At 62.9% G+C, this 17460-nt stretch carries 13 protein-coding genes; 7 read left to right on the top strand and 6 right to left on the bottom strand.

The features are described 5' to 3' along the window. Both B7X90_RS06850 and B7X90_RS06845 read right to left on the bottom strand, forming a co-directional pair. Positions 1–2895 (bottom strand): TonB-dependent receptor (locus B7X90_RS06850; RefSeq protein WP_292622940.1); only part of this gene is annotated, 2895 nt, incomplete at its 3' end. 74 nt (positions 2896–2969) lie between these two features. After that, on the bottom strand, positions 2970–4397 hold the full coding sequence (locus B7X90_RS06845; RefSeq protein ID WP_292622938.1) for a carboxylesterase family protein: 1428 nt from the start codon (positions 4395–4397) through the stop codon (positions 2970–2972). A gap of 144 nt (positions 4398–4541) precedes the next feature. Here B7X90_RS06845 and B7X90_RS06840 point away from each other — a divergent pair, with 144 nt between their 5' ends. Further along, positions 4542–5384: a TetR/AcrR family transcriptional regulator gene (locus B7X90_RS06840; protein ID WP_292622936.1), complete on the top strand. Its 843-nt coding sequence runs from the start codon at positions 4542–4544 to the stop codon at positions 5382–5384. Here B7X90_RS06840 and B7X90_RS06835 read toward each other — a convergent pair. Next, positions 5381–5965, bottom strand: coding sequence for a TetR/AcrR family transcriptional regulator (locus B7X90_RS06835; RefSeq protein ID WP_292622934.1), 585 nt, complete (start codon positions 5963–5965; stop codon positions 5381–5383). The genes B7X90_RS06840 and B7X90_RS06835 overlap by 4 nt on opposite strands. Positions 5966–6112: 147 nt before the next feature. On the opposite strand from B7X90_RS06835, the gene B7X90_RS06830 reads away from it, so the two are divergent. Next, a complete protein-coding gene (locus B7X90_RS06830; protein ID WP_292622933.1) occupies positions 6113–7603 on the top strand; it encodes an MmgE/PrpD family protein in 1491 nt (496 codons plus the stop codon). Positions 7604–7657: 54 nt separating this feature from the next. On the opposite strand, the gene B7X90_RS06825 is transcribed toward B7X90_RS06830, so the two are convergent. Further along, positions 7658–8815, bottom strand: coding sequence for an amidohydrolase family protein (locus B7X90_RS06825; protein ID WP_292622930.1), 1158 nt, complete (start codon positions 8813–8815; stop codon positions 7658–7660). 236 nt (positions 8816–9051) lie between these two features. Between B7X90_RS06825 and B7X90_RS06820 the strand changes: the two genes are divergently transcribed. Genes B7X90_RS06820 through B7X90_RS06810 form a run of 3 tightly spaced genes read left to right on the top strand, consistent with a single transcriptional unit; the run spans position 9052 to position 11141 of the window. Continuing rightward, positions 9052–9945 carry an acyl-CoA thioesterase domain-containing protein gene (locus B7X90_RS06820; RefSeq protein ID WP_292622928.1) on the top strand — a complete coding sequence of 298 codons (894 nt, stop codon included), beginning with the start codon at positions 9052–9054 and terminating at the stop codon, positions 9943–9945. 33 nt (positions 9946–9978) lie between these two features. Further along, entirely contained in the window at positions 9979–10743 is a 765-nt protein-coding gene (locus B7X90_RS06815; protein WP_292622927.1) for an SDR family oxidoreductase, read from the top strand. After that, positions 10740–11141 carry a VOC family protein gene (locus B7X90_RS06810; protein WP_292622926.1) on the top strand — a complete coding sequence of 134 codons (402 nt, stop codon included), beginning with the start codon at positions 10740–10742 and terminating at the stop codon, positions 11139–11141. Before B7X90_RS06815 ends, B7X90_RS06810 begins: the two co-directional genes overlap by 4 nt. Positions 11142–11183: 42 nt before the next feature. On the opposite strand, the gene B7X90_RS06805 is transcribed toward B7X90_RS06810, so the two are convergent. Continuing rightward, on the bottom strand, positions 11184–12785 hold the full coding sequence (locus tag B7X90_RS06805) for a carboxylesterase family protein (RefSeq protein ID WP_292622924.1): 1602 nt from the start codon (positions 12783–12785) through the stop codon (positions 11184–11186). Between the two features lie 32 nt (positions 12786–12817). Further along, a complete protein-coding gene (locus tag B7X90_RS06800) occupies positions 12818–13948 on the bottom strand; it encodes a dihydrodipicolinate synthase (protein ID WP_292622922.1) in 1131 nt (376 codons plus the stop codon). Positions 13949–14242: 294 nt separating this feature from the next. Between B7X90_RS06800 and B7X90_RS06795 the strand changes: the two genes are divergently transcribed. Beyond that, positions 14243–15823: a carboxylesterase family protein gene (locus tag B7X90_RS06795; protein ID WP_292622920.1), complete on the top strand. Its 1581-nt coding sequence runs from the start codon at positions 14243–14245 to the stop codon at positions 15821–15823. Between the two features lie 78 nt (positions 15824–15901). Then, on the top strand, positions 15902–16747 hold the full coding sequence (locus tag B7X90_RS06790) for a helix-turn-helix domain-containing protein (RefSeq protein WP_292622919.1): 846 nt from the start codon (positions 15902–15904) through the stop codon (positions 16745–16747). Positions 16748–17460 lie beyond the last annotated feature (713 nt).

Genomic DNA, 17460 nt, shown 5'->3' with positions numbered 1-17460 from the left:
GCCGATGTAACCGGTGGGGATGGCGACCGACAGGCCAATGCGCAGGCCATGAGGACCGGCTCCCGCGATCCAGTCCGAAAGTTGTCCGGCCAGAACCGGATAGCTGCCGATCTCGCGCCCGAAATCGGTGCCGCCGAACTCCGGCGTTGTCGCGCACGGAACGTTGGGCTGGCAGCGGTTGTCGGTCACGCCATCGATGTAGAGCAGGTTGTAGGTGGCGGTAACCGGCCCCACCCCGAACGAGGCAAAGGCATTGCCGCGCCATTTTGAAACCGTGCCGGGCGCGCGGTCATAATTCGACAAGCCCGCTGCATCGTAACCGGGGCTGAAGGTCAGGCCCTCATAAACGAAGTCGGAGAATGTGTATTTCAGAACGTGCGTGGCGTTCACGCCAAAGTCCACTTTCACGCCACCCACTTCGCCCTGGTAGTTCAGCCCGAAATCGAGGCCGCTTACGGTCGAATCCGGGCCGTTCACCGTCTGGCGGCGGATGCGCGAAATATCGAGGCCGATCGTGCTGGCGGTGCAGACGCCGCCTTCAAACACCACGAACTGAACAAAGGGGCTGGCACAGTTGACCGCCTGCTGCCCGTTGGTGCCACCCGGCGCTACCAAGGCCGCAATTGCCTGCACGGGCAAATCGGTGAACCGTCCCTTGAACTTGTAGGTCCAGTAATCGGCTGTGAAGGAGAAGCCCCCCGCATCGATGATTGCACCGATGTTGTAGGTCAGCGCCGTTTCCGGCTTCAGATTGGGATTGCCGCCCGAATCGATGGCCTTGAAGTTGTTGCCCAGCACGTTGATCCCCGCAACGGCACTGGCGCCATTGGGTGAAAGATCGCCCGGCAAAGGCCCACGGAAGGTATCGCCCACCGATCCCCGCAGCGCGAGCCAGTCTGTCATTTGCCAGCGCGCATTCAGCTTGGGATTGAAGGTCGATCCCACCGAGCCGCCATAGTCCTCATAGCGGACCGCGCCGTTCAGTTCGAACCCGGTGAACGGGATGATCTTGGCTTCGGCAAAGATGGCATAGACGCTCTGACTTTGGTTCGCCGTGGGATACTGGCCAAGGAAAATGAACGGCCCTGTGGGGAAATTCAGATCATTGGGATCATCCAGACAGGTGCGGTCCCCTTCGATTGCGCAAGGCGTTACTGCCGGATCGTTGAAGCTGTTGATGCCACGGCTGACGAAGTTGGTGCTGCGATACTGCGCGCCAAACGCATAATCGAACGGTATGCCGATGTTGAACGAGCCGCTGAACACCAGATCGACGATGCGTTGTTCTTCATGCGCCTTGGTACCGTTCTTGGCGCGCATCCATTCGACCAGCGCCGCGCTGTTTTCGTTGCCCGGAACATAGAGCGGATTGTCCAGGCCCAGCGCGGGATTCCCCGGCCGCGAATTGACGAAGGGGTTGAAGTACTGGCACCCGTTTGCTCCCGGCGTAGTACCGGTGCAGTTCGGTCCGCCAAGGCCGTTGAGCGCGTTCTGCAAGCGGCCGCCCAGAATGTCGAATGAATAGGCGGTGCGATGGCTGCGCAGGAACGTGCCGTAAAGTTCGGCCCGGAAATTGGGGCTGAATTCCTTTTCGAAGCCTGCCGTCACCCGCCAGGCGTTGTTGTAGGCAGCGCCCTGCCCCGATCCTTCGGGATCGAGCGGATTGCCCGTCAGCCCGAACGGACGGAAGAACAGGATGCTGGAATATCCCGAAAGATAGGCCGGGTTTCCGGCAGGAAAAGTCTGCGCAAGGAATGTGTTGTAGCCGGGGTTGGAGCGCGGGACGAAGAACGCCTGCGATGATCCCGGCCCGCGCGGGCCTGACGTCGGCGGATAGCTGGGCGAATAGCCGAGCGTCGGCACATCGGTGTGCGAATAGAGCACATCTGCCACGAAACGCAGACTGTCCGAAAGATCGACGTCCAGTTGCGCATAGCCCTGATAGCGATGCTCTTCCTCGATCAGGTTGACGAAAGGAATGAACGAATAGCGGCAGACCGGGAAGTTGGACGCGCCAGACGGGAATGTGCCAGCCAGTCCGCCAATGGCACCGCAGGCATTGGACAGTTGCCCATCAACCCCCAGCCCCAGTGAACGCCCTGCAACGCCCTGTGTGATCGAGCCCAGCTTGGGAATGTAGCTGCCCACATCGTTGAGGAACGACCAGCCCGAGGGATTGACCGCATAAGGCACATCGGTGAAATCGCGGTCGCGCGTGCTCAGTTCCGAACGGTGCTGATAGCCGAACCCGACCATCAGGTTCGCCGTGCCGAAATCATGGCCCGCCAGAATGCTGGCCTGATAGTTGCCCTTCGATCCCCGTACGAACTGGTAGTTGCCCGAAACTTCGACGCCGGTAAAATTCTTGCGTGTGACGAAGTTGGCCACGCCTGCAATCGCATCGGAACCATAGGTCGTCGATGCACCGTCTTTCAGCACTTCCACGCGCTGCAATGCGAACATCGGAATGAGGTTGGTGTCCGAAGCGCCATCGCCCGGTTCAGGAAAGAAGCGGCGGCCGTTCATCAGAACGAGCGTGCGTTCGCGCCCCAGTCCGCGCAAGTTGATCGAACCCACGCCCTGGCTACCGCCTGCCGCATACTGGTTGGATTCCCCCAGCGTGATACCCACCGAAGGCAGCGTGCGGATGAATTCGAGCGGGCTGTCGATGCCGCGCTGCGAAAGTTCTGCGGTGGTATAGACCTCGACCGGGAGAGAATCGTTCTCCGACGTGCCGCGAATGTAGCTGCCGGTTACGATGATCTGGCGTTCCAGCTCCTGCACATCCTCGCTGGTTTGGGCCTGCGCTTCCTGCGCAACTGCCGCACCACTGGCCATCACTGCCAATGGCAGGGCAAGCATTGTCCCCAACATGTAACGGGTCTTTCTAGCCATTCCCTCTCTCCCTTTTTAGGTATTCATATTTTTCAGTCTTTTACCGCACATTCTGGTGTCGCTTCGACCTGCCGTCACTCCGCTGCAGCAGGCCCGTCAGGCATGGCGAGGCCGCTTTTCATGGCTGGGCCTGTGCTGCCGAAAACCGCCGTTTCGCCCTCTTTCCCGAATGGCTTCCACGCAAAGCCGTTGGCGCAATCAAAGGTGCGCGCGCCCTTGGCCATGCGTGCAAAGGCCACCCAGCAGCCGTTCATCTGTTTGGCCAGCGCGCGATCCGCCGCATCGGCCTTGGCCCCGCCCCAGCTTGAAAGATCAATCGAATCAAAGGTGAACATCAGTTCAGCCGAATGGATCGGCCCGCTTTTCCATTCCGATGCCCGGAACGCGGGCACATGATCGAAACGATAGAGGAAGGCCGGCGCGCCGCTGTCTCCGGCAAGGCTGGCAAAAGTCCGCGCTGCTGCAAAGCCGCGCTCTCCCTTGTTCGATCCCACCAGCAGCGGCACGTCGAATTCGGTGCCGTCCTTCAGCGCGGCGATGGTCGAGCGCGGTTTGTAGCCCTCATCGCTGGTGAAGAAAAAACCGCTGCGCAGCGCGGTCGATGCGGCAAAGGTCTGGGCCGAAATCGCCCGCAGATCCTTTGCCTTAGCCGTTTCGCTCACACCAATTGTCGCCATCGCCTTCACCGCCAGGTCCTTGGCGCTGGCCGGATCACGATCGGGCATAAGCAGGCTGCCGGACTGGACAATCGCCTTGGCAAACAAGCCCTTGGCTGAAGGAAGCGACAGCAGGTTGGTAACAATCCCGCCGCCCGCCGATTGTCCGGCAATGGTGACATTCGATGCATCACCGCCGAACGCCGCAATATTGGCGCGAATCCATTGCAGCGCCGCCACGCTATCCTGCAGCGCATAGTTCCCACGCGGCTCGCTGGCCCGCGCAGCTCCTGCAGCTTTCGCCTCGGCTTCAAGCGCGGGGTGCACGAAATTTGCCATCGCCCCAAGGCGGTAGTTCACGCTGACGGTGACAACACCCTGCCGGGCATTGGCCGTGCCATCGTATGAACCAAGGTGACCCGCACCCAGAAAGAACGCCCCGCCGTGGAACCAGACCATGACCGGCGCGCCCTTGCCCGCCTGTGGTGCGTGAATGGTAAGATAGAGGCAGTCTTCGGATTGCGCGCCGTTCACACCGCCAAAGTTTGCCGTCGTGCTGTCAATATCCACGGGCTGCACGCAGGGGGCTTCATGCGCGGATGCAGCGCGTACGCCGGTCCAGTTTGCCACCGGCTGCGGTGCGCGCCAGCGCAGTTCACCCACGGGAGCCGCAGCATAGGGCACTCCTCGAAAGACAAGTACGCCGTTTTCACGCGAACCGGAAAGCGTCCCGTTGGCGATCTGCACGACAGCCGGATCAATCGTCGGAGGCATCTGCGCAAGGCCCGCCCCAGCCGCCATAGCAAACGAAATCACGCCCAGCGTGATACCAGCATACCGACTCATCTATTTTTGTCCTCTTCCCTTGGGGACAATGCCTATCCTGAAATTTACGATCTAACAATATAGCATTTTGAAGTTGCGGTATGATCGTTGTGTTTGCGCCATGCCGGTAGACACACAGGCAAACGCGCCGCTATGGTCCGGGCTATGGAATTGACCCGCGAACAGCTGTTTCAGCAGATTTGGGCAGAGCCGATCGGCACTGTTGCGGGACGCTACGGCATGACCGGCAATGGCCTTGCCAAAGTCTGCGACCGACTGAACATTCCGCGCCCCGCCCGGTCCCACTGGACGCGCAACCCCCAAGCGCGTGAGGCGGCACCCGCCCTGCCCCCACCGCCGGTGGGATTGAGCGAGACTGTGGCCTTCGGGTCACGCCAGACGCGCCAATCGCCCGGAGTCCGCACGCGGCTCGATGCTGCCAGCCGCCGCGCGCAGATCGTCACTGCCGCACGGCGGATCATCCTGGATGAGGGGCTATCGGCCCTGACCATGCGGCGCCTGGGCCAGTTGGTGGGGATCAGCGAAACGCAGGTCCACAATTGCTTTGGCGGCCGCACCGATCTGCTGGTGGCCATGGCCCGGCAGGAGATTGCGCGGCAGGAAGCCGCGCGCGTGCGCAGCGTTGCGCGCAACGCCGATCGGCACACGATGGTCGTGCTATCGACGATCGGGTATCTTCACGAAGCCGCCCGGCACGGCCCCTTGCTGCTGATGCTGCTGCGCGTGCCAGAGGTGAAGGAAGCTCTGCGGGATGAACGGCGCAAGGCGGCCAGCAGCGCCCGCGCACCGATCATCGACTGGTTGACCGAAACCGGCACGATGGACGCTGCCACCGCCCGCGCATCTACCACCGCGCTGGCAGCCGTTTCGTTGAAGGCGGGCGGAATCGTCGCCGCGCGCCGCGCGCCTTTTGCGATGGTAGAACAACTTTGCCTGTCGATCACCATGGCCGGCGTCGCCAGCGATGAAGAGCTTGTAGGCCGTTAAGCCCGCACGGCCAGCGCATCGAGCGCCGCACCCAGCAACCGCTCGCACGTGGTCAATGCCACGGCCTCGTCCACCGTGCCGTGCCGCACCAGCCGCGCCAGCGCTTCGGGAATCGCCGCCAGCAGTTCGAGCGTGACGAACGCCGCACGCGGCTCCAGCTGCAACTCTCGCGCCACATCACGCGCCACTGTCAGCAGGATGCGCCGGAACAGCCGAGAGCTTTCCTGCTGCAACGGATTGTCCTGATGGCGTTCACGCAGCACGATCTGGATCAGGTGCCCGCGCTGCGCCAGATGGAGCAGGTACCCGCGAAACAGCGCCAGAATGCGCGGCCGAAAGTCCGCGTGCGCCGCCTGCATCTGCCCCACCAGCCGGTCAAGGTTTGAAGCCTGTTCGAAGAACAACGCATCCACGATCTGCGGCACGCTTTCGAAATAGACGTAGAGCAGGCTGCGGCTGACGCCCAGTTCCTCGGCAATGGCGTTGAGCGAGATGTTCAGCGATCCGCGCGCAAGCACCAGCCGTTCGGCCACGGCCAGAACCTGTTCGCGTCTTCCGGTTTCGTCGCCTTGCGCCGCCATAGCCCTTTGCTTTGGGCCGCGCGGTGCGAATTGACAAGCGCCCCGGCGCAGCGGATCAACATAAATCGCTATTTGTTTGACTGTCAGATGTGACCTGTCCAGCATGAGCACGCAATCAGACAAAACGGGAATGAGGATTCTGGCGCGATGACCAGCGGAGCAGGCATGACAAGACGCACGATCATGAAGGGCGGTAGCGCCGCCTTGGCACTTGGCGCCAGCACGGGCAGCAAGGCAAGCGACAAGCCCGCCACCGAAACGCCGTGGGTGCCCATCATGCCCGCGCTCACCGCCTATATCGCCGATGCCGCGCGCCATGTGGTTCCGGCGCACGTGCGTGAAAGGGCGCGGCTGCACGTGCTCGATACGCTCGCCTCGATCATCGCTTGCCACACGCTTGAAGCGGCGCAGCTTGGCCGGGCCTATGCCAAGGACATGGGCGGACGCGGTGACAGCCCGATCCTCGGTTCAAGCCAGTACGCGCCGCCGGTCGATGCCGTTTTCGCCAGCGCGATGACGGCCCACGCCGCGGAAATCAACGATTTCATCCCCTCGGCCTATGTCCAGCCCGGCCCTGCCATCGTCAGCGCCGCTCTGGAGACTGCGCGCAGCCAGCGCCGCAGCGGACAAGACCTGATCAGCGCAGTGATCGTCGGCTATGAAATTGCCGGAAGGCTGCCCAAGGCCATCGGTACGCGCAATCTCTATCAGGCGGGGCTGGCCAATCATGGCGTTGCCCCCACTTTCGGCACTGCGGCTGCCTGCGCGCCATTGCTGGGGCTGGACCGCGCGCAGATTGGCCACATGATCGCCTATTGCGCGCAGCAGGCATCGGGCGCCTGGCAATGGCTGCTGGATGTGCGCCACGTGGAAAAGGCATTCGTCTTTGCCGGAATGGGCGCGCGCAACGGGATGCAGGCCGCACACATGGCGCGTCTGGGCTTTACCGGCGTGCCCGACAGTTTTGATCACGAACAGGCGTGGTTCCGCTGGCGCGCTTTCCAGGGACCGGGGCGCAATCACGCAGCGCTGGTCGAAGGGCTGAACCAGCACTGGGAGCTGCGACTGGCCGCGATGAAGCGCTACCCCGTGGGTGGCCCCACCCAGCCCGCCGTGCGCGCCCTGCTGGATCTGCGCCGCACGATCCGGCCCGATCAGGTGCGCGCCATCCATGTGGCCATGCCGGGGGAGGCGGCAACGTTCGAACGTGCCAATATGCCCGCGCTCAACATCCCTTATCTTGCCGCCATCATCATGCTCGATGGAAAGCTCGATTTCGTTTCCGCGCAATCGCTTGAGCGGCTGCAGACCGACACGGCCGCCGCCGAATTTGCCCGCCGCGTCACTGTGGTGCACGACAAAGCGCAGGAATCAGGCGAAGGCGCAGACCGCACCGAAAGCGCCCGCGTTACCATCACGCTCACCAACGGGCAGGAGGCCGAACGCTTCGTTCCCTATGTCCCCGGCTTCCCCACCCACCCGCTGACCAAGGCCGAGGCTGAGGAAAAGGCACGCGAACTCGTAAGCCCGGTGCTGGGAGCGGCCAAGGCCGACCGGCTGATCGCCCTGTGCGATGGGCTGGACAGCGCCACTTCGGTCGATCCGCTGGTGGCGTTGATGCGGGTGCCCGGCGTGTGAACGCAAAAGGAGCGCCGGACCTGGCCCGGCGCTCCCACTTTACGAACCAACTGTTTACTCGGCCGCGACGGCGATCTGCGCCATATCGCGGCACATCATGTGATCGTAATTGGTGCGGAAGAACATGTCCTGCACATCCTCGTTGAAACCTTCGAGCGAGGCCTCAAATTTGCCCAGCGGATCGCGCGTCCCTTCGGGGTGCGGATAGTCGCTGGAGAACATGTAAAGTTCGGGCCAACTGTCACGGATCATCCGGCCCACATCCTCGTTCGGGAACGGGGTAAAGCGCACCGCGCGGCGAATGTATTCGGAAGGCATCAGTTCCATCGACTGCAAATAGGGATCGGTCTTGTTGAACGAATGCCACCCGTGGTCCAGCATCCGCAGGAATTCCGGCACCCAGCCTGCCCCGCTTTCAATCACGCCACCGCGCAGATCGGGGAAGCGCTGGAACACGCCGTCATAGATCATGGCGGTCAGGAATTCCTGCGGCGCATACCACAGGCACAAGAAGTCGGGGAAACGCAGGTTTTCACCCCCGCCGTGCAGATCGGGCGCGCGTTCGCGGCCGTTGTTCTTGAACTTTGCAGGCTGCGTCCGCGTGCCCGGCCCGATGTGCAGCATGAACGGGATGCGGCTGTCCTGCAGCAATTGCCAGAACGGATCAAAATCGGCGTGGCCGGGGCTCTTGTCGCCCGCTGGCCCTGCCGAGAACATGATCGCCGCGGCCCCTGCACCGATGGCGCGGCGCGCTTCGCTGATGGCGCGGGCTGGATCGTCAAGCGGGGCAAAGGCCACGCATTCCAGCCGCGGATCGGCGTTGCAGAAATCCTGCTGCGCCATGTTCAGGGCGCGCGCGGCGGCATAGCGCTGATCGTCGGTTTCCGCCCGGGTGATCGCACCCAAGCCAAAGGTCGGGAACACCAGCTGTTTGTTAAAGCCCAGCCAGTCGAGCGCCTCGACCCGCTCTTCCTTGTCAAAACCGCCATAGCCCAGCCAGCCCTTGGCCCCTTCGATCGGATTTTCCAGCGCCTTGGCACGGGCTTCGGGATCGGCTTTGCGCGCCTTTGCCAGATCGATCATCTTGATGATCCGTTCGCCGCCGTCGCGGTTGGAATAGACTTCCGAATATTGCGCCTTGAAAGCGCCATCCACGAACGGAGCCAGCCAGTCCTGCGTTTCCATCGTGTGCGCGTCGGCGTCGTTGATCATTCTTCCTTTTGCGTAAGCCACGGCGATTCTCCCAATTGCTGCTGCTTTATCGATTCTATTTGTTAGATTGTCAATTTGATAGAATATCGGGTTTGACACAGCGCGCTGCGACCAATCTGGCCAACGCAACCCCCAAACCCCTTCATTTCCTTTATTTCTGCAATTGCACGGCCAAATGAAACCATCACGCTCTTGCGGACCAGCACCATTTTGAATATCCGGTATGCAAACATTAAATGGAGGGGATCATAGAGCTGCTGCACGAATTGCTCAGGCCGCAGCGCCGGTCGGAAGGCAAATGGACCGGAGGCCCCGGCCCCGCCATGGGGCCGCGCATGTTTGGCGGACAGGCGATTGCCCAGGCCCTGCTTGCTGCATCAGGTGAAGAGCAGGACGGCAAACTTGCCCATTCGCTCCACGCCCATTTCCTGAAAGCCGGCATCGCTGCCGACCCTGCGGACTATGCCGTAACCACGCTGGCCGAAGGCCGCAGCTTTGCCACGCGCCGCATCGATGCGCGCCAGCACGGCCAGTTGATCTTCACCATGACCGCATCGTTCCATGCGCCCGAACCGGGCCTGTCCCACCAGATGGAATCGCCACTGCCGCTCGATATCGATGCCGCGCTGGAATCGCTGGAGCGCTGGATCGAAAAGCACCCCGAAGCCGCCGCCTCCCCCATCTTTGGCCGCATCCAGACCCGCCCGATAGAAATCGCACCGCTTGATCCCGGCGCGTTGTTCGGAAACCGGCCGCGCGAACCGCGCACCGGCACATGGATGCGCCTGCGGCAGACCGGCCCGGCCGATCCCGCAATGCAAAGGGCGATGCTTGCCTATGCTTCGGACATGATGTTCCTTCGCAATGCCATGCTGCCACACAGCATCCGTCCGGGCAGTGATCGCGTGCAGGCGGCCAGCCTCGATCACGCACTGTGGTTCCACGAAACGCCCGAATTCGATGACTGGCTGCTCTATGCCACCAGCAGCCCATGGTCCGGGCAGGCGCGCGGGCTGAACCTTGGCCATTTCTTCGCGCGTGATGGACGGCTGATCGCCACAGTCACGCAGGAAAGCCTGATGCGACCACGCGGCGATGCACTGGCCGCGCTTGCGGCGAAGGACACCTGAAAACCCGCCACCCCGTTCAAGGATGACGCACGAATGTCGATGTTCGATCTTACCGGAAAAGTCGCCATAATCACCGGCTCCACCAAGGGTATCGGCAAGGCGATTGCCCAGCAGCTTGCCGTCCACGGCGCCAAGGTCGTGATTTCCAGCCGCAAGCAGGACGCCTGCGATGCCGTGGCCGAAGAGATCAACCAGACCCACGGCGCAGGCACGGCCTTGGGTATTGCCGCCAACATTTCCAGCAAGGAACAGTTGGAAGATATGTTCGCCCGCACGCGCGAAGCGCTCGGCCCGGTGGACATCCTTGTCTGCAATGCAGCCTCCAACCCCTACTACGGGTCGATGGACGGCATAGAGGACGATGCCTTCCGCAAGGTGCTCGACAACAACATCCTGTCAAACCACTGGTTGATGCAACTGGCCCTGCCCGATATGCGCGCGCGCAACGATGGTGCGATCATTGTCGTCAGTTCGATCGGCGGCCTGCGCGGTAGCGCCACGATTGGCGCATACAACGTGTCGAAAGCCGCCGATTTCCAACTGGTGCGCAACTATGCGGTTGAGAACGGACAATATGGCGTGCGCGTCAACGCCATAGCGCCGGGGCTGGTCCGCACCGACTTTGCCCGTGCCCTGTGGGACAATCCCGCCGCGCTTGCCGCCACCGAAGCCCGCCTGCCCATGCGCCGCATCGGCGTGCCCGATGATATTGCCGGTGCTGCGGTCTATCTCGCCTCGCCCGCAGCGCGGTGGATCACCGGGCAGGCTCTGGTCGTTGATGGAGGTGCCACGATATGACCGCTGCCACTGAAACGCCGCCTGCTGCACTGTTTTCGTTCGTGAAGCTTGTCGTCACCGATATCGATGCTGCCACGCAGTTCTTCATCACAGGTTTCGGCATGGTCCACGCCGATACGGTGGACACGTCGCAGTTCCGCGAACACATGCTGACCGGGCGCAAAGGCTCGGCCACGGTGGTCCTGTTCCACTGGAAGGACCAGCGCCAGGTCGAGATCGGCAATGGCTGGGGACCGTTGGGCATGATTACCCATGATCTGGATCGTGACGTAGCCCGCGCCGTGGCGGCAGGGGCGCGTCAGAAGGGCACCACCGTGCAGTTCGGCCCGGCGCGTATCGCCTTCCTGCTCACGCCCGACGGGCACGAGATCGAACTGCTGCAACCCGGCCTCGGCTGAGCATGGCTGGCCCCGAAGCGCCTTGCTCCGGGGACCAGGACCCTATCGCGCCGGGCCTTCCGGCAGAAGCCGCTGCAACAATTCGCGCTCTGCAGCATCGGGATCGGCCACTACCGCAGGCTTCAGGTCGAAGATCATCGTGGCGCGCTGCGTAGTGGCATAGGCGGGCCATTTGGGCAGCGCAGGCGTGGCCGGGTTGCCGGTGCGCGCAAAGGCGATCCACGCATCTGCCATCAGGTCGGCCATGCGCTGCGTCTGCGCAGTCTGCGGACCGGTATAGCTGGTGGAACGCGCCACATTGTCGAACACGAACGCAATGTCGAGCGCGTGCGGCGTGCCCAGCCTGCCGCCTTCCACCGGCGTCTTCCAGTCCAGCCGATACATATAGACCGGCGCGACCTGCGCGCTCTTGCGCTCTGCCTGGCGCAGCGCGGTGCCGCGATAGTTGCGGAACGTGGCCACCTGAAAGAACACGTCGCTGGCGTTGTATTCGGGATGGGCGGTGCGCATTCCCGCAATCACGTCTGCCACCGCCGCTGCAGGCACAAAGGCTTCCAGCTTTTGCGGCAACTGTTCCCATGTCAGCGCAAAATTGCCGGGCTGGCCCAGCCCGCCTTGCAGCCGCATCTCGTTGTTGTTGGTGCCTACCAGCAGTGGAATATCGGCAGATACCGGCGTTGCATCAGGCGCAAAGGGATGGCGCGTCAGCGCGCGTCCATCCACCACAGGGCGGTAAAAGCCGCCCCTGCTGCGCGATTGCACCATGGCCTTGACCAGCGCATCCATGGGCATCGCGGCCAGATCAGCCACACTGTTCGCCCCCGCCGTGGCCATCAGATCCTTCGCCAGCGCCGCACCCAGCCGGGGATCGAACCCCGCCAGAGACATTGATCCCGATTGTGCAATGGCGCGGTGAAACAGGCCGCGCGCATCGGGCATGGCCATCAGCGTGGAAACCTTGGCCGCGCCGCCCGATTCCCCGAAAATCGTCACGTTCCCGGCATCGCCGCCCAGCGCATCGGCATGATCGCGCACCCATTGCAGCGCCTTCACGATATCAAGGCTGCCCAGATTCCCCGCATCGGCATAGCGCGGATCGTCGCTTGCCTGCGCAAGGTGGCTATAGCCAAAGGCGTTCAGCCGGTGATTCAGCGTCACCACCACCACATCGCCGCGTTCGGCCAGCCGCGAACCGTCATACCCATGGCTCGATCCCGACCCGGTGACATAGCCGCCACCATGCAGCCAGACCATGATCGGCCGCTTCTTGCCATCGCCGGGCTTTCCCCGCGTCCACACGTTGAGGAACAGGCAGTCCTCGCTCATCCCGCGCGGATTGGCCCACGATGCAAAGACCGGAACATCGCCGGGCACCGGCTGCGGGCAATCGCTGCCAAATTCGCTGGCATCGACAGGCGCGGTCCACGGTTGCGGATCGATTGCCCGCTGAAAGCGCCGCCCTTCGGTTGAGGCGGCATAGCGGACCCCGCGCCAGACCTGCACTTGCCCGGATTTGCCTTCAACCTTGCCGGTCACCGGGCCAAAACCCGTCGTGAGCACCGGGCGCGGTGCCTCGGCAGCAGACGCGGCCAAGGCTGGCAAAGCGCCGCTCAGGATCAGGGCCACCAGCGGCAAGGCTCTCATGCAAACTCGTTTCATGCTGCATCCATCCTCTCTCAATTGCGGGAATATCCGCTTGTCTTTGTGGCTGCACCGGGCCGCTCCCCTCGCCCCCAGGCCGCCCGCCCAACGATGAACACATCGTCGTCTTCGGCATCCACCGGCTCCAGCCCCGCTGCGGCAAAGGCCGCCCGGATCGCAGCGCGCCCCGCCGCGTCCAGCACGGGAATGACGCCTGATGGCACATGGGGATCGGCCGGAAGCAACCCGCCGCTGCCCCCGCCCAGCCATTGGTAATAGCGGTTGTGCGGCCAGGGATGCGCACCTTGGGCAAGCACCGGCGCCTGCACCGCAAAGAAATGTGCCAGAACCGGCCGCAGCCGCTCCGCCAGCGCATCAAGCCGCACCAGATCACCGCAGGCCGAAGCGTCCAGCAATTGCACGCCCGCCCTGTCCTGCGGAGTCTGGATCGCCTCGGCATTCCACTGCCCGCTCCACGCAATGCGGAACCGCCGCGCCAGTTGCGGCAGGAACGCCAGATTGACCGGCCCCATCGAAAGCCTGTCACCCAGTCTCTCACAGACCAGTTCGGTCGCCGTGGCAGAAACCGTCTGCGAAACCTTGACCGCCACCACATTGGGCAGATCCGCCAGCCGGTCATAAACGTCCAGCGGCTGCCCTTCCGGCCCCAGCGCAGGAAAGGCACGCCGCCCGGTGGCGGCATAGAGCATGGCCGGCAGCGCTGTGGCCTGTGCCCGTGCCGCGATCAGATCATAAAGCCTGCGCGCATCCACATCGCGCGGAAATGTCGGTGCCAGCAGCACCAGATCCACCCCATGCCGCTCCAGCGCGCCAAGCACGGCCCGATCTGCCTCAGGATCGCGCCCGGCCACGATGCCGTGCACCGCAATTTTGCCCCGCGCCTCGTCGCACACAATGCGGTGAAAGCTGTCCCAATCGGCACTGCCCGGCATCGTCCAGTTGGGCATGGGCATCGTTCCCGAAAACCCCTGCGCAATAGCCGCACGCACATCGATGCGGATTGCCTCTTCGTCCAACCTTCCCCCGTCGCGCCGGAACGTGGGCTGGATCAGGTTCATCAGTCCAGTCAGCTTTGCCTGCGCCCACTGGCGTTGCGGCGTGGAGCTGTCCGGCACGATTCGCCCGTTAGCAAGAACAGACTCCATTTTCAAAATTCTTTCAACGGTGGAGCCAAGCACAAAGGCGCGCATTTCAGTCGAGCCGCGCGATAGACCGCTGCTGCACCCGATTCGTCCCGGACAGATCGGATATTTCGCGGATCTGCGCCATCGTCGCGCACGGAAAGTCTCACATTTGCATCCTCTCGCGCGGATTCCGCAGCGGAACCCTTGAAACCATACCCATTCAAGGAAAAAGGACTTAACACGAATGCGCTATTGGTTCTAGTGTCAGAGCCACGGACCGATCCCGGAAAGGGGCGGCAACGACAGGAGAGCAGCATGATGTCTCGCAGAACGGCAATCGCAGCAGGTCTGGCCACGGGCGTGGGCACTTTGGTGGAACCGGCGCTGGGCGCCACGCTGTTCCCGGTGGTCGAAACCGCACAGGGCAAGCTGCGCGGGCTTTCATCGGGCGGCGTGGCGATCTTCCGGGGCGTCCACTATGCGGCCGATACCTCAGGCCCCAACCGCTTCATGCCGCCGCGCCCTTTGCAAAACTGGGCAGGCATTCGCGATGCCCTGCACTGGGGCGATGTCGCGCCGCAAGTGCCGGGAGACCGGCGCTCGGTCTATGCCGATCTCATCATGGTCGATCGCAATCCATCGGGCATGGGTGAAAACAACCTCACGCTTAACCTGTGGACCCCGCGCATCGATGCCACTGCAAAAAAGCCGGTCATCGTCGTGCTGCACGGCGGCGGGTTCTACAGCGGATCGGGCAATTCGGTTGGCATGGACGGCGAACAGATGGCCCGCTTTACCGATAGCGTGGTCATCGCGATCAATCACCGCCTCGGGGCCTTCGGCTTTCTCCACCTGCCCGAATTCGCCGGGGCCGATTTTGCCACATCGGGCACCGCTGGAATGCAGGATATCGTCGCCGCGCTGGCCTGGGTGCGCCAGAACGTGGCCGAATTCGGCGGCGATCCCTCGCGCGTACTGGTCTATGGCCAATCGGGCGGCGGGGCCAAGACCAGCGTGCTGATGGCCATGCCCTCGGCCAAGGGCCTGTTCCACCGCGCCGGAGTGATGAGCGGATCGGCCTTGCGCATGATGCCCGCCGAAATGGCCTCTGCCGCCACACGCCGCCTTCTCGCCGCGCTGGACATTGCACCGGAAAAGGCCCGCACGCTTCAGCAGGTGCCGTGGACCACACTGCTGGAAACTCAGGCCAAGCTCGAACTGGCAGACCGCGCGCGCGGCGAAGCGCCGGGTGCCTTTGCCCCGGTGATCGATGGCACCACCCTGCCCCACCACCCGTGGGACCCGGAAGCGCCTGCCGTCTCCGCCGATGTGCCGATGATCGTCTCCACCGCGCTGGACGAACGCGCCTATCGCATGGCCGATTTCGGCATGACCGAGGCAGGACTTGCCACCTTTGCTCAAAAGCTCTTCGGTGATGGCGCCGCCGATGCCATGGCGGCCTATCGCGCCGAAGCGCCCGATGAAAAGCCGTTCCTCCTTGCCGCACGCATGGAAACCGATCGCACGTTCCGCAAAAGTGCCTTCACGCAGGCAGAGCGCAAAGCCCAGCAAGGGGGCGCCCCAGTCTGGGCCTACTTGTGGAAAGCGCCCAGCCCTGCGGCGGGAGGCCGGTTCGGTGCCGTCCATGGCATCGACGTTGCCCCAAGCCTCTACAACACCCGCAGCGCGCTGAACGGATCATCGCCCGAAGCGGTCAGCCTTGCCGCCGCCATTGCCTCAAGCTGGGCCGCCTTTGCCGCCAATGGCACGCCTGACAACCCGCGCATCCCGCATTGGCCCGCCTACGAACCCAAGCGCCGCGCCACGTTGATCTTCGATAACACGATCACCGTGGCCGATGATCCGCGCGGTGCCATGCGGAAGCTGCATGGATAGGCTTCGGCCAGACTCCGCTCATCTAGCCGACGAACGTCCGCCACAGGAGTATACTTTTTGACGATTTAGTATACTCCTGTGGCAGTGCACTCCGCTCCTCCTCCCTGGCAGTTGGCCATTGCCCGCATCGAAGGTGCCCTGCCCTTTATCTCCAATGAACTGGCAGAATGCCTTGCGCTGGCCACCCTGCGCCGCCTTTGGCGCGTCCACGCGCGCCACGGCACCTTCGCGAAAGGTCCGTCTAATCCCTCGGACGAAGAACTGATGCTATCGCCGCACGCGGCGGAGCGGCAGGACTTTCTTTCATGGATTGCCCGCACCGCCTCCCCTGCCCTCGCCAAAGCAGCCAAGGTCGCGCTCGCAGCCAAGAACCAGTCGGAGAGCGTCTCTGCGTTCTATGACGTCGCAGACCTCGCGCTGGGGCAGCTCGATGCCATCTTGCCGGGCAATGATCCGGTTTCGACCCTGCTGGAATGGATCGCAGCGTCGCGGTCCGATGGACGTTCAACTGCTTGGGCAGCTTCGCTTGCGGCGGCCATGCGGCCACAACTCTTCGGCCTTGAGGCCGGGCCGGTCGCGCTGGCGGGACTAGTGCCGCGATCACTGCTCCAGACGCTTGATGAACAGCCTCGTACTACGCTGCATTCCTCGGCTCTCAGTGCTGCGTCTGACGGCATGGCCGCTGATCTAGCCGCCATGCACAAGGTTGTGGTGCGCGGAAATGAGGTGCTTGGCGGACTCTATGCATCGTCGACTGCCCCGCAGGCGTGGCGGCTTCTGGCTGGTCTCGGCCCCCTCACCCGCGCAGAACTTGCACGCGCCCTCGGCGTCACCAAACGCACAGCTTCGAGGGTTTACACAACCTTGGAGCAGGTTGGCCTCGTGCGCTTGGATCTGTCTGGCAAGGCCATCATAGCCATATAGTAGCTGACGTATGGCATCAGGCCTTTCCTCGCGGGGGATCCCTCTCATCTTCCAAAATCAATTGAAAAGAATCCTCGCCGCAGGCGACTGGGTTAGAGGATTTAGATTCTTAAAGTTAGAAAGTTACTGGCGCTTCATGTCGCTCAGATCACCCTGTTTCAGGCGAGTCGCAACCTGTGGATAGAATCTCAAAACACGTCGGCTTCCACCTGATAACACGATGGCCTGATTCTGATAACACGTCGGTTCGATCCTGATACCACGCCCGATGCCGTGTGCCTGCTTCGGGGCCTGTGGGTAACTTCAAAAGGGCTGGCGTCGCAGCGAGCAACTGACTCACGGTTAGTGTTCCGATTCGCAAATGGCAGTGTCGTTTCCAAACCTGCCACAGCGATTGCCAGACCATGCCGCGATACAACGTGTTTTCGGAAATCGCTCATTGCGAACTCAACGTGTTTTCAGGAACAGGATTTCCGCCTCCCACGCGTTCGCGCGTTCCTGCCTTTCGCAAGGTCGGATCTCCGCGTCGGGGCATCGAGCACGGGACCGACCCATGGCAGGTGCAGCAGCACCAGACGGGGTTTCTGGTTGCCCACGGGGGCCGACGCAGCAGCAATGCTACAGTCGTGAGGGCTTCGACGGACGAGGCCTCAGCGCATATTGGTGTGGCCAGTGATTTGCGCCAGGCGACCCTCGAAACGTGATTTCCAAAA

This window comes from Novosphingobium sp. 17-62-19 (genome assembly GCF_002256775.1).
In the GTDB taxonomy this organism is placed as follows: domain Bacteria; phylum Pseudomonadota; class Alphaproteobacteria; order Sphingomonadales; family Sphingomonadaceae; genus Novosphingobium.
This window is presented reverse-complemented; position numbering and strand designations above follow the sequence as displayed.

Excerpts from the sequence above, each read along its gene's own strand:
- B7X90_RS06795 (WP_292622920.1), top strand. The coding sequence starts at position 14,243 with ATGATGTCTCGCAGAACGGCAATCGCAGCAGGTCTGGCCACGGGCGTG.
- B7X90_RS06830 (WP_292622933.1), top strand. The coding sequence starts at position 6,113 with ATGACCAGCGGAGCAGGCATGACAAGACGCACGATCATGAAGGGCGGT.
- B7X90_RS06835 (WP_292622934.1), bottom strand. The coding sequence starts at position 5,965 with ATGGCGGCGCAAGGCGACGAAACCGGAAGACGCGAACAGGTTCTGGCC.
- B7X90_RS06810 (WP_292622926.1), top strand. The coding sequence starts at position 10,740 with ATGACCGCTGCCACTGAAACGCCGCCTGCTGCACTGTTTTCGTTCGTG.
- B7X90_RS06820 (WP_292622928.1), top strand. The coding sequence starts at position 9,052 with ATGGAGGGGATCATAGAGCTGCTGCACGAATTGCTCAGGCCGCAGCGC.
- B7X90_RS06805 (WP_292622924.1), bottom strand. The coding sequence starts at position 12,785 with ATGAGAGCCTTGCCGCTGGTGGCCCTGATCCTGAGCGGCGCTTTGCCA.
- B7X90_RS06840 (WP_292622936.1), top strand. The coding sequence starts at position 4,542 with ATGGAATTGACCCGCGAACAGCTGTTTCAGCAGATTTGGGCAGAGCCG.
- B7X90_RS06845 (WP_292622938.1), bottom strand. The coding sequence starts at position 4,397 with ATGAGTCGGTATGCTGGTATCACGCTGGGCGTGATTTCGTTTGCTATG.
- B7X90_RS06825 (WP_292622930.1), bottom strand. The coding sequence starts at position 8,815 with ATGATCAACGACGCCGACGCGCACACGATGGAAACGCAGGACTGGCTG.
- B7X90_RS06815 (WP_292622927.1), top strand. The coding sequence starts at position 9,979 with ATGTCGATGTTCGATCTTACCGGAAAAGTCGCCATAATCACCGGCTCC.
- B7X90_RS06800 (WP_292622922.1), bottom strand. The coding sequence starts at position 13,948 with ATGGAGTCTGTTCTTGCTAACGGGCGAATCGTGCCGGACAGCTCCACG.